The organism is Propioniciclava sp., assembly GCF_047602245.1.
Taxonomy (GTDB): Bacteria; Actinomycetota; Actinomycetes; order Propionibacteriales; family Propionibacteriaceae; genus Propioniciclava.
Map to the genome: position 1 here is coordinate 47,613 of NZ_JASGHT010000001.1, position 12,095 is coordinate 59,707.

Consider the following 12,095-nt stretch of genomic DNA (forward strand, 5'->3'; position numbering starts at 1 on the left):
GGGTAGCTTCTCAAGGGACGTGATCCGGTGAGGATCGCGCCCTTCCCCCCACCCTGAAATAGAGAACAACTTCATGCAGAACGCTCATTCGTTCCCACCCCCTCACGAGAGCAGGCACGTCCGGTGGCGGCGTGTCTTCGCCGGCGTCACCGCCCTGGCCGTCGCCGGTGCCTGCCTTCAAGCGATGCCGGCGGCGTCCGCCCCCCATGACCGGTCGACATCCTCATCGACCTCGGTCACCCTCGGCGCCGTGCCCGACGGCATCCAGGTGCCTGCGCTACCGTCCACCGCCGGTGTCGCGGCCCGGGCGGCCTCGTCCCCCGAGGCGGCCTTCGCGCGGCAGGAGGTGGCGCAGGAGGTCGCCATCGCCGCCGTGGTGGTCGACTCCGGCGCCGACCCCGGCCAGGTGTTCCTGCGCACGGTCCATGACGGCACCCCGACCACGTGGGAGGCGGTCGGGATCGAGGACGACGGGACTGCCGGCGACCCGACCACCAGCACCGTCCCGGTCGATGTTTCCGGCGCTGAGGCGGTCGAGGTGGTGGCGCTCGCGGCGTCCGCACCGGCCACCCTGCAGGTGCACACGTCCGCGGTGACCGCCGCCGACGCGCGGGCGTCCGACCTCGCCTGGGACTCGCCGCGCATCCTGAGCCGCCGGGCGTGGGGTGCGGACGAGTCGCTGCGCCAGTACGACTACACCCGGGGCCAGGTGACCGGCGCGATGATCCACCACACCGCGGGCAGCAACGACTACACCGCAGCCCAAGTGCCGGCGCTGCTGCGCGCCATCCAGGCCTACCACGTGAACGGACGCGACTGGAACGACATCGCCTACAACGTCCTCGTCGACCGGTTCGGGCGTGCGTGGGAGGGCCGCGGCGGCGGCATCAACCAGCCGATCCAGGGCGGGCACGCCTGGGGCGAGACGAACGCGCGCACCTTCGGCCTCTCGATCATGGGGGACTACGACACGGTGCGTCCCTCGGCTGCGGCGCTGGAGACCACGAGCCAGGTGATCGCCTGGAAACTGCAGATGCACGGCGTCGATCCGTACGGCGCGACCTGGGGCTCCGGGGGTCAGGACGGCGGTAACACCGCCCTGCGCGCCATCTCGGGGCATCGGGACGAGAACGCGACCGTCTGCCCGGGAAAATACGTCTACGAGAAGCTGGGCAGCATTCGCGCCCGGGTCAAGACGCTGATGAACGCCGTCCGCTACCCGCGGTTCCGCGACGTGCCGCCCGGAATGTCCTTCGAAAGCGACATCCGCTGGCTGGCCACCCGTGACATCTCGACCGGATGGCCGGACGGGACCTTCCGTCCCTTGCAGCCGATCTCGCGTGAAGCGATGGCGGCCTTCCTCTACCGGCTGAGCGGATCACCCGAGTTCACCGCACCCGAGACCTCCCCGTTCCGCGACGTCCAGCCGAGCGACGCCTTCTACACCGAGATCAGCTGGCTCGCGGCGACGGGCATCGCGACCGGATACCAGGACCGGACCTTCCGGCCCCGAGCACCCATCACCCGGGACGCGATGGCGGCCTACCTGCACCGGCTCTACGGCTCACCCAAAACCAAGACGCCCGCCAAGCGCCCGTTCGTCGACGTCGGGAACGGCACCCAGTTCGGCGCCGAGATGGCCTGGCTGGCCGCCACCGGGATCTCGACCGGATGGACCACCTCGCGTGGCGCCGAATACCGGCCCACCCAACCGGTCAACCGCGATGCGATGGCGGCATTCATGCATCGTGCCACGAGCAGGCTCGGCAACCCCGCGCCGGTGCTCCGGTCCGGCCCGCGCGGCGGTTAGGATGCCCGCATGCCAGCACCGCACACGCGCGTCGCCCTCGTCATGCGCACCGAGGGCGGCCCGGTCCTGTTCCGGCGGGCGCTCGCGGATGTCGCGGCGCAAGAGTTCACCGACTGGCGGCTCGTGGTCATCGGTACCGGTGACGTGGCGCCGCTGCGGCAGGAGCTCGCCGCCCTGGACGCCGACCTCGCCGATCGGATCGAGTTGCTGGCGCTGGAGGCGTCCGCGAGCCTGGGGACGGCGATCAACGCCGGCCTCGCGGCGACCAGCAGCGACTACGTGGCGCTCCACGACGGGGGGGATACCTGGGAGCCGGGTTTCCTGTCCGCCACGGTCGCCCACCTGGACGCGCACGCGGCCCAGGCCGCTGTGGTGACACGAGGCGAGACGGTCTTCGAGGAGCAGCACGGCTCGCACCTGGTGGAGACCGAGCGCTCCGTGCCCGCGCCGCATCTGGCGTCGGCGCCGCTGTCGGATCTGCTCACCGGACGACTCGCACCGATCCAGCTTCTCTACCGGCGCAGCGTCCACGACGAACTCGGCGAACTGCGCACCGACGTCGGCGCGGCCGCGATCTGGGAGTTCTGCCTGCGGCTCGCCCGGACCTTCGAGATCGGAACCGTCGAGGAGACCCTCGCCTTCGCCCACCAGCGCCCCGGCGAAGCCAGCACCGCTGACGAGCGGTCGGCCGAAGCGCACCTGCGGGACGCCTACCTCCAGCAGAGCCTCGCCGAGGGGGGCGGCGCCGAGATCCACCTGAGCTACCTGATCAGCGCCGAGTTCGCCGAGCTCCGGCGGCGCAACGACGATCTCGCCCGGCGCCTGGACGAACTGAGCAGAGGCGGGCGGCAGCTGGCCGCGATCACCGCCCGCCTCGACGCGGTCGAACGGCGCTTCGACGACATCAGCGAGCACCTGGGCCACATCGAACGGCTCGTCGCCGGGTCGAGGGCGCAGTCCGAGAGCCGATTCGACGCGACCAGCGAACACCTCGGTCACTTGGAGCGGCGGATCGCCGATGTCGAGCACACCGTGCTCGAGGCCGGTCTCGCCGGCACGCTTCGCCGCAAGTACCAGGCGCTCCGCGCCCGTCGCAAGGACTGATCGATGCCGCAGGAACATCCGACCGATCGGCGCGGGCACATGATGCGGGTGGCGGTGCTGGCCGACATCGGCCAGCCCGTCTACCACGTCGGCGACGAGGCCATCGGGCACGCCGCCCGCGAACAGTTGCGCGCCCGCGGCGTCCGGCCGGTGATGCTGACCCGCGATGTGCGGCACACACGCGCCTACTTTGGGCCGACGGACGCCGCCGCGACGCTCGCCTTCGCACACACCCCGGCCGAGCGCGAACGGCAGCTGGAGGCCATCGAACGCTATCTGGACGGTGACGAGCACGCGCTCGGAGCGGACGATGCCGCGCGCGGGTTCGTGGCGACGATCAGGTCGGTGGACACCGTCGTGGTCGCCGGCGGCGGCAACCTCAACTCGCAGTACGGCTGGCTGATGTATGAGCGGCTGGCCGCGGTGGCGGTGGCCCGGCGGCTCGGCAAACCCGTCGTGGTCACCGGGCAGACCTTGGGGCCGCAGATGACCGCGCACGACCGTGAGCAGGTGACCTGCACGCTCGCATCGTGTGCGCTGATCTCGCTGCGCGAGCGCCACTCGGTCGCGCTCGGCCGGGAGCTGTGGCCCGGCAGCACCCGCCTAGTGGCCGGCATGGACGACGCCGCCGGCTGGCGGGTGGGCAAACCGCTGCGCCCGGCGGCCGGCTGTCCCGCCCGGGTGGTCGCCACCTTCGCGCCCGGCACGGGCGCGCTGCCCCCCGCGAAGGCGATCCCGCTGCTGGCCGGCCTGCTCGACGAGTTCGCGGCACGCACGGACGCCGACATCGCGCTGCTGCCGCACATGGCGCACCCCGGCCGCGCCGACGGCGACCTCGCCTTTCATGCCGCGCTCGCCGAGGCGTCCGGTTCGGGGCGGTTGCGCGCATACCCGCTTCCCACGGCGGCCGAGGCCGCGGACGCGGTGACCGGGGCCGACCTGGTGATCACCACCCGGTACCACCCAGCCGTCTTCGCGGCGACCCGGGGCGTTCCCGTGTTCGCGCTCGCAGCCGACCACTACGCCGATGTGCGGATCGACGGCGCGCTCGGCCACCACGGCCTGGCCGGCTGGGCGGTCGCGCTGGACGCGCTCGCGACCGGGGAGGCCTCCGACGCCTTGTCGGCACTCTGGGACGACCGCGACCGCGTCCGGGACCATCTGGCCACCCACCATGATCGGCTTCTCGGCGATCACGGCCGCCGCTGGGACGACCTCGTGCTCGCGCTGAGGGGTGAGCAGGTGGGGCCGCAGCCATGGTGCCCGGCGCCTGATCTCGCGCCACCGGACGCCGTCGCCTCGGCACGGGCGGCGCACTTGGCCGACCAGCGTGCGCGGTTCGAGGCACTGCAGGCCTGGCTCGAGCATGAGCGGGAGGCGTCGTTGGCGCCCGGGGAATCAGTCCAGGGCAAGCCTCGAGCACGCCTGGGGTGACCCCGACCCCGGTGGTTGGCGTCAAGGACGAACCGTGGTCAACGGTGAATGTCGGAGTGTGCCCCTAGCATCGTGGGCATGGAGGGTACGGTGACCGGCGGTCAGCAGGCGGGGCGCGTGGCGCGCGTCGCCGTGGACCTGCCGCTGCCGCACCTGGACCGGCCGTTCGACTACGCGATCGGCGACGATCAGGTCGCCGACGTCACGCCGGGCGTCCGGGTGCGGGTCCGGTTCGCCGGGCGCAAGACCGACGGGTATGTGCTCGAGGTGGCCGGGCTCCTCCGAGCAGCCCGAGCTGCAGCCGCTGCTGAAGGTGCTGTCGCCCGAACCGGTGCTGGCGGCGTCCGTCGCGCGGCTGGTGCGCCGGGTCGCGGACCATTGGGGCGGCACCTTCGCCGATGTGGTGCGGCTCGCGGTGCCGCCACGGCACGCGATCTCGGAGTCGGCGGCCCGGCCCGAGCGGCCCGAGCCCGAACCGGGCGTGATGTCGGGGGTGCTCGCCGAGTACCCGGGCGGCACCCGGTTCCTGGCCGGGCTCGCGGCCGGTGATCCGCTGCGCGCGCTGTGGAATCCGGTGCCGGTGCACGGGCGGGCCGGGGACTGGGCGGGCGGCATCCTGGACGCCGTGGGCGCCGCCCTGTCCGCCGGCCGAGGCGCGCTGGTGGTGGTACCGGACGCCGACGCTCTCGCGGTCATCGAGCGGCGTTGTGAGGACGCCTTCGGTGCGGGCTCCTTCACCACGCTGAGCGCCGACCTCGGCCCGGCCGCGCGCTACCGCAACTTCCTGGCCGCCTCGCGCGGCGACGTCCGGCTTGTGCTGGGCACCCGCTCGGCGGTCTTCGCGCCGGTGGCCAATCTGGGCCTGATCGTGGTGTGGGACGAGGGCAATGACGCCTTCGCCGAGCCACGGGCGCCCTACCCGCACGCCCGCGACGTGGCCGCGCTGCGCGCATCGTCGGAGCATTGCGGGCTTTTGATGGCCGGCTTCGGGCGGACGGCCGAGGCCCAGGCGCTCGCCGAGCGGGGCTGGCTGGTGCCGCTCGCCCACGACGCCCGCACCACCCGGGCGCTCGCGCCCGCCGTCCGGATCGCCGCCGACCATGAGCGCGCCCTTGAGCGCGACCCGGACGCCCGCGCGGCCCGGCTGCCGCACGACGTGTTCGCGGTGATCCGCGCCGGGTTGGCGTCCGGGCCGGTGCTGCTCCAGGTGCCCCGGGCCGGCTGACGCGCCCAGCCTGGCCTGCCAGCGATGCCGCGCCCGGGCCCGGTGCGCGCAGTGCGGCCATCCGTTGCGCGGCGAGCAAGCCGATCCGCCACTGCTGGTCTGCCCGGCCTGCGGACCGCTGCGCAACCCTTGGCAGTGCCCCGACTGCGGCGACCATCGCCTGCGCGCCCCGCAGGTCGGGGTGAGCCGTACCGCCGAGGAACTGGGCCGGGCGTTCCCGCAGACGCGGGTGGTGCAGTCGTGGTCGGGGCACAAGGTCGAGGCGATCGACGACGAGCCCGCGCTGGTGCTCGCCACGCCGGGGGCCGAACCGGTGCCGGAAGCGGGGTATGCCGCGGCGGTGCTGCTGGACGCCGCGGTCATGCTGGGCCGCCCGGATCTGCGCGCCGCCGAAGAGGCGCTGCGCCGCTGGCTCAGCGTGTGCGCGCTGGTGCGTCCGGCGTCCAATCACGGCACGGTGATCGCCGTCGGCGAGCCGGACTCGCGCGCGTTGCAGGCGCTGGTGCGGGTGGACGCCGCCGGTTTCGCCGAACGCGAGCTGGCCGAGCGCGCCGAGACCCGGTTCCCGCCTGCGGCGCGGATGGCGCTCATCGAGGGCCCGCGCGCGTTTCTGGACGAGGCGGAGGCCGCCTGGCGTCCGCTGCCCGGCGCCGAGTGCTTCGGCCCGGTGCCGCTCACGCCCGCCGAGCATGCCGTCCCCGAGCCCGAGCACGGCCCCGCCACCGACGGGGTCTGGCGCGCCACCGTCCGCTGCCCGCCGCAGCACGGCGACCAGCTGGTGACCGGCCTGCGCGCCGTGCTCGGCGCACGGCTGGCGCGCAAGGCGCCGGGCGCGATGCGTCTGGTGATCGATCCGGCCGCCTTCTAGGGCACGACCGTTAGGCTGGTCCAATGCGTCTCGTCTTCGCCGGAACCCCCGCTGTCGCCCTGCCCGCCCTGAAGGCGCTGGTCGACTCCGAGCACGAGGTGGTCGCGGTGGTGACCAGGCCGGACGCCCCGCGCGGGCGCAGCAAGCGGCTGGTGCCGAGCGAGGTCGGCGCTTGGGCGGAGGCGGCCGGCATCCCGGTGCTCAAGCCGGCCCATCCGCGCGATGCGGATTTCGTGGCCGCCCTCACCGCGCTGGCCCCGGACGCCTGCCCGGTGGTCGCCTACGGCGCGCTGGTGCCCCAGCATGTGCTCGACATCCCGAAGTACGGCTGGATCAACCTGCACTTCTCGCTGCTGCCGCGCTGGCGCGGGGCTGCGCCGGTGCAGCGGGCGATCATGGCCGGCGACGAGGTGACCGGTGCGACGACGTTCCTGCTCGTGCCCGAACTCGACGCCGGGCCGGTGTTCGACACGATCCGGATGCCGCTGGCCGGCACCGAGACCGCCGGCGAGGTGCTCACCGCCCTCGCCGAGGACGGCGCCACCCTGCTGCTGGAGACCCTCAACCGGCTGCCGGACGTCGACCCGGTCCGCCAGCAGTGGGCCGGGCCCACCACCGTCACGCACGCACCCAAGATCAGCGTCGAAGACGCCCACCTGGACTGGACCAACGACGCAGTCACCCTCGACCGGATCGTCCGCGGCTGCTCACCCGAACCGATGGCGTGGACCACGCAGACCACCTCGGTGGCGACCGCCGGCGGCGAGGCGACCGCCGAGCGGTTCAAGATCGCGCTCACCCGGGTCACCGATGTCGACGGCTTGGCCCCGGGCGACGTGCGCGCCGAGAAGCGCCGCCTGTTGGCCGGCACCGGCACCACGGCGCTCGAGCTGGTGCGCGTCCAGCCCCAGGGCAAGAAGGAGATGCCGGGCGCCGATTGGGCTCGCGGCCTTCGCGGCGCCGAGATCAGGTTCGCCTGATGCCGAACAAGACCCTGCGCCGGCGGCGTCCGGACCGGCCCCGCCAGCTGGCCTACCGCATCGTCCGCGCCGTCACCGGTGCGGACGCCTACGCCAACCTCGAGACCGCCCGGGTGCTCGCCGAGGCCCGCCTGGAGGCGCGCGACGCCGCGTTCGTCACCGAACTCGTCTCGGGAACCTGCCGCCTGCGCGGGACCTACGACCGTATCCTCGCCGCCGCGTCGGGACGCCCGCGCTTCGATCCGCCGCTGGCCGACGCGCTCGCCCTCGGCGTCCACCAACTGCTGTCGATGCGGGTGCCCACGCACGCCGCGCTCAGCGCGACCGTCGACCTGGCCGCCGCCAGTGTGGGCGAGAAGGTGGCCGGGCTGACCAACGCGGTGCTGCGCAAGGTTGCCGCCCGCGACCTGGACGCCTGGGTCGTCGAGTTGTCCCGCGGCGAGGACGAAATCGGACGCCTCGCGTTGCGCACCCATCATCCGCGCTGGATCGTCGAGGCCTACGCCGACCTGCTCGGCGAGGAGGCCGAAGCGGCGCTGGCCACCAACAACGTCGCCCCGCTCACCACGCTGGTGGTGCGTCCCGGGCTCGCGGAGGTGGCCGAACTCGACGGCGAACCGACCGCGTTCTCACCCTTCGGCGCTCGCCGCGCCGGCAACCCCGCCGACCTGCCCGCCGTCCAGACAGGGCGCGCCGGGGTGCAGGACGAGGGCAGCCAGCTCGTCGCCTGGGCGCTCAGCCTCGCCGACGCGCCCGCAGGACCTTGGCTCGACCTGTGCGCCGGTCCCGGCGGCAAAGCCGCGTTGCTCGCCGGCCTGGCCGCGGCGACCGGGGAGCGGCTGCTCGCCTCCGAACTGCAACCGCATCGCGCGGCACTGGTGCACGAGAACCTGCGCGGCTACCACCCGGCACCGGTCGTGATTGCCGCCGACGGCACCCGGCCGGCCTGGCCGTCCGGCACCTTCGCGCGCGTGATGGCCGACGTGCCCTGCACCGGCCTGGGTGCGCTGCGGCGGCGTCCGGAGTCGCGCTGGCGGCGCACCCCCGCGCACCTGGCCGAACTCGTCGCCCTGCAGCGCCGGCTGTTGGCCGGCGCGCTCGACAGCGCCGCCCCCGGCGGAGTCGTCGCCTACGTCACCTGCTCGCCGCATCGCGCCGAGACCGAACAGGTCGTCGACGCCGTGCTGGCGGCCCGCGACGACGTCGACATCCTCGATGCGCCCGCGCTGCTGCCCGCCGTTCCGGACGCCGCCCGCGGCAGCTTCCTGCAGCTGTGGCCGCATCGGCACGGCACCGACGCGATGTTCTGCGCGCTGCTGCGGCGGCGCTGAACGCGCCGGGGCGCCCGAACCACTAGAGTCGCGGGCGTGACACACCGCATCCACCCGAGCATCCTGAACGCCAACCTGGCCAGCCTCGATGCCGAGATCCGGCGTATCCCGAGCGCGGACGCCATCCACGTCGACGTGATGGACAACCATTTCGTGCCGAACCTCACCCTGGGCCTGCCCGTGGTGGAGTGCCTGCGCGCCAACCATCCGGGGACCTTCCTCGACGCCCACCTGATGATCGAGAACGCGGACGCCCACGCGCCCGCCTACGCCGAGGCCGGCTGCGAGTCGGTCACCTTCCACCTGGAGGCGTCCCAAGCACCGATCCGCACCGCGCGCCAGATCCGCTCGCTGGGTGCCCGCGCCTCGCTGGGGCTGCGCCCGCAAACGCCGATCGAGCCGCTGGCCGACCTGATCACCGAGTTCGACATGATCCTGATCATGACCGTCGATCCCGGCTTCGGCGGGCAGGCCTTCCTCGACGTGATGCTGCCCAAGATCCGGCGCACCCGGGCGATCGTGGAGGCGTCCGGCCAGGAGATCTGGATCCAGGTCGACGGCGGCGTCTCCGAGGCCACCATCGAGCGCTGCGTGGACGCCGGCGCCGACGTGTTCGTGGCCGGCTCGGCGGTGTTCCGCGCCGAGGATCCCGACGCCATGGTGCGCGGGCTCAAGGCGATGGCCGGCGCGCGCTGCGGTGGTCACTGAGATGGCCCTGCTGAAGCGCCGCGCCAACCGCAGCCAGTCCCACCCGGCCACCCCGAGCGCGCCCGGGGACAGTGGGGTCTACCGGGGGCTGGCCCGCGTGGCCGGGTTCGCCTACCGGGTGTTGTCCGACGAGATCTGGGACGATGCCGCGGCGTTGCCCGCCGACGGTGGCGTCATCGTGGTCAGCAACCATCTCTCCTACGCCGACCCGGTGGCGGTGGGCCGCTACCTGATCTGGTCGGGACGCTGGCCGCGCTATCTGGGCAAGTCAGAGCTGTGGAAGCTGCCCGTGATCGGCTGGCTGGCGCGCAGCTGCCGCCAGATCCCCGTCTTCCGCGACAGTGCCCGCGCCAAGGACGCGCTCAGCGCCGCGGAGGCCGCGCTGGCGGCGGGGGAGTGCGTCGCCATCTATCCCGAGGGCGGGCGCAGCCGCGATCCTGAACAGTGGCCGCAAGCCTCCCGCACCGGTGTCGGACGCCTCGCGCTCACCACCGGCGTCCCGGTCATCCCGGTCGCCAACTGGGGGGCCCAGTACCTGATCGCCCCCAAGGCGCGCGCGTCCGTCGGGCTGAGGCGTCCGCGCATCGAGGTGATCATGGGTGAGCCGGTCGACCTGTCCGACCTGGCCGGGCGCCACGACGCCCGGGCCGCCCGCGAGGCGACCGACCGGATCATGGCGGCCGTCACCGAACTCGTCGAACAGTTGCGCGGCGAAAAGGCACCCGACACCATGTGGGACCAGCGCCGCCAGGAACGCGTCCCGCGCCGTTACTGACAACCTCGCCGGTCAGCGACCGCGGCGGCGCAGGTAGCGCTCGAACTCCCAGGCGATCTCGTCGCCGGTCGCCTCGGCGGTGTCGAAGCGGCGTTCCAGACCGCCGACGTACTCGGCGACGTCCGGATCTTCGGCGACCAGTTCATCGACCCGCTGTTCCCACAAGGTGGTGAGCGCGGGCAGTTCGCCCACGTCGAACTCGATGTCGGCGAACTCCTCGACCCGGCGCAGCAGCGCGAGGGTGGCCTTCGGGTTGGGCGGTTCGGCGACATAGTGCGGCACGGACGCCCACAGGCTGGTCACCGTCAGTCCGGCGTCCTTGCATTCGGCAGCGAGCACGCTGACGATGCCGGCGGGCCCTTCGTAGTCGGTGCCGTCCTCGTTCACCGGCACCGCGCGACTGTGCGGCGCGTCGGCGAGCATGGCACCCATCGCCAGCACCCGTTCGGGCTCGATCGAGCGGAACGCCGACACCAGCGCCCGCGAGAACGACCGCCAGCGCATCGTCGGCTCGGGGCCGTTGACCAGCACCAGATCGCGCTCGGGATGGTGCGCGACCAGCACCTCGGTGGTCGCCCACTGGATGCTGATCTCACCCTCGCCCTCGCGGACGTGCACGGGACGGTTCTCGGTGAAGTCGTAGTAGTCCTCCGGGTCGAGCTCGAACCCGAACTCGGTGTCGTAGACCTCGCTGAGATGATCCACGACCCCGGTGGCCGCATCGCCCGCGTCGTTCCACCCGCTGAACGCGAACAACACCACGGGACGCCGCAGATTCGTGAGCCGGAGCGCTGACATGAGCGTCACTGTACCGCTGAGGTGGCCCCGCGCCGCGTCGACTGCCCGGCCCCGCGCCGGCGCGGGGCCCCCGGACGGGTCAGAACCAAGAAGTGGTCGTTTTGAGAGCGGCCACCTCGGCCGGATTCGGCTCGGACCAAGAAAAGGTCGTTATCAGCCCTTGAAATCCCTCCATAACGACAATTTCTTAGCCCACCCCTCTTCTCGCACTGATCACCGCCCTGAGAACGACCATTTCTTGGTCCTTGCCGGATCTGAGAGGGGGATCCGGAACCCTGGACCTGCCTCGACGGCAAGGTCCGTGTCACGGTGGTTGGAGGCGCCAGTCCCCGTGGCGGCGTTCACGCCGACCTGCCTCCGCGGTGGTGACGGAGCGCACGCTCGGTGACGTTGCTCTGCTTACCGCGGCGTGGCACATGTTGCAGCATGCGCGTGGTGACCCTTTCTCACGCGTGGTGACGGAGCGTACGCTCCGTCACCGGTCAATCGGGCGCACGCGACCACGGTCGCAGCAAGGCGGCGTCCCCGACACGGACGCTCTCTGGTCGGACGTGCTGCATGCCGCCCGGTTTCCGGACTGTCGCCCTGTTTCCTACCCGGGCGACGGTGATTACACCGGGCGGCATTCCGGGCGACAGAGGCTAAGCCGGGCGAACGTGCTTAACCCGGGCGAACGTGACTAACCCGGGCGGCGTGGCCGGGCCACTTCCCCCAAGGATTTTCGATAGCCCTCATGGTTTCCTGGCGCCTCCCGCGCATGCTTGACCGGCGCGTCGATGATGTGGACATCGAATCGCATAACCTGCCTGCATGTCCGTCACCATCACGATCCGCAACGTGCCCGACGAGGTGCACGCGGTGTTGATCACGCGCGCGACCCACTCCGGGCTCTCGCTGCAGGAGTATCTGCTCGCCGAACTCACCAAGCTCGCTTCGACGCCCGGCCTCGCTGACCAAGTGGGCCGTGCTCGTGAGAACCCGCAGTCGTATCCGGCGCTCTCGGCCGACGACATCCTGGCCGCCATCGAAGACGCCCGGCGCTGACAGAGCGGGGAGCCGGTG

11 protein-coding genes and 1 pseudogene are annotated in these 12,095 nt (G+C 72.5%); 11 read left to right on the top strand and 1 reads right to left on the bottom strand.

Translation table 11 applies throughout. From position 1 onward, the window contains the following. Positions 1-73 precede the first annotated feature (73 nt). From QM708_RS00220 to QM708_RS00265, 10 genes and pseudogenes are all read left to right on the top strand, one after another. Positions 74-1,810, top strand: a complete 1,737-nt coding sequence (locus QM708_RS00220; protein WP_415103232.1) for an S-layer homology domain-containing protein — start codon at positions 74-76, stop codon at positions 1,808-1,810. Positions 1,811-1,819: 9 nt separating this feature from the next. Continuing rightward, positions 1,820-2,914 (top strand): glycosyltransferase, encoded by a 1,095-nt coding sequence (locus QM708_RS00225; protein ID WP_415103234.1) that lies wholly within the window; start codon positions 1,820-1,822, stop codon positions 2,912-2,914. A gap of 3 nt (positions 2,915-2,917) precedes the next feature. Continuing rightward, positions 2,918-4,348, top strand: a complete 1,431-nt coding sequence (locus QM708_RS00230; RefSeq protein ID WP_415103236.1) for a polysaccharide pyruvyl transferase family protein — start codon at positions 2,918-2,920, stop codon at positions 4,346-4,348. Positions 4,349-4,426: 78 nt separating this feature from the next. Continuing rightward, positions 4,427-4,561: pseudogene (locus tag QM708_RS00235) on the top strand (hypothetical protein); the annotation flags it as partial. Between the two features lie 43 nt (positions 4,562-4,604). Beyond that, entirely contained in the window at positions 4,605-5,573 is a 969-nt protein-coding gene (locus QM708_RS00240; RefSeq protein WP_415111519.1) for a hypothetical protein, read from the top strand. A gap of 64 nt (positions 5,574-5,637) precedes the next feature. Further along, positions 5,638-6,441 (top strand): hypothetical protein, encoded by an 804-nt coding sequence (locus QM708_RS00245; RefSeq protein ID WP_415103238.1) that lies wholly within the window; start codon positions 5,638-5,640, stop codon positions 6,439-6,441. A gap of 23 nt (positions 6,442-6,464) precedes the next feature. Beyond that, positions 6,465-7,421 carry a methionyl-tRNA formyltransferase gene (fmt, locus tag QM708_RS00250; protein ID WP_415103240.1) on the top strand — a complete coding sequence of 319 codons (957 nt, stop codon included), beginning with the start codon at positions 6,465-6,467 and terminating at the stop codon, positions 7,419-7,421. Continuing rightward, positions 7,421-8,752, top strand: coding sequence for an RsmB/NOP family class I SAM-dependent RNA methyltransferase (locus tag QM708_RS00255; RefSeq protein ID WP_415103242.1), 1,332 nt, complete (start codon positions 7,421-7,423; stop codon positions 8,750-8,752). Before fmt ends, QM708_RS00255 begins: the two co-directional genes overlap by 1 nt. Before the next feature lie 36 nt (positions 8,753-8,788). Next, a complete protein-coding gene (gene rpe, locus QM708_RS00260; protein ID WP_415103244.1) occupies positions 8,789-9,460 on the top strand; it encodes a ribulose-phosphate 3-epimerase in 672 nt (223 codons plus the stop codon). Between the two features lies 1 nt (position 9,461). Continuing rightward, positions 9,462-10,235: a lysophospholipid acyltransferase family protein gene (locus QM708_RS00265; RefSeq protein ID WP_415103246.1), complete on the top strand. Its 774-nt coding sequence runs from the start codon at positions 9,462-9,464 to the stop codon at positions 10,233-10,235. A gap of 12 nt (positions 10,236-10,247) precedes the next feature. On the opposite strand, the gene QM708_RS00270 is transcribed toward QM708_RS00265, so the two are convergent. Further along, the gene (locus QM708_RS00270; protein ID WP_415103248.1) at positions 10,248-11,033 is read right to left on the bottom strand and encodes a PAC2 family protein; all 786 of its coding nucleotides are present in this window, start codon (positions 11,031-11,033) and stop codon (positions 10,248-10,250) included. A gap of 810 nt (positions 11,034-11,843) precedes the next feature. On the opposite strand from QM708_RS00270, the gene QM708_RS00275 reads away from it, so the two are divergent. Then, on the top strand, positions 11,844-12,077 hold the full coding sequence (locus tag QM708_RS00275; RefSeq protein WP_415103250.1) for a FitA-like ribbon-helix-helix domain-containing protein: 234 nt from the start codon (positions 11,844-11,846) through the stop codon (positions 12,075-12,077). The last annotated feature ends 18 nt before the right edge of the window (positions 12,078-12,095 follow it).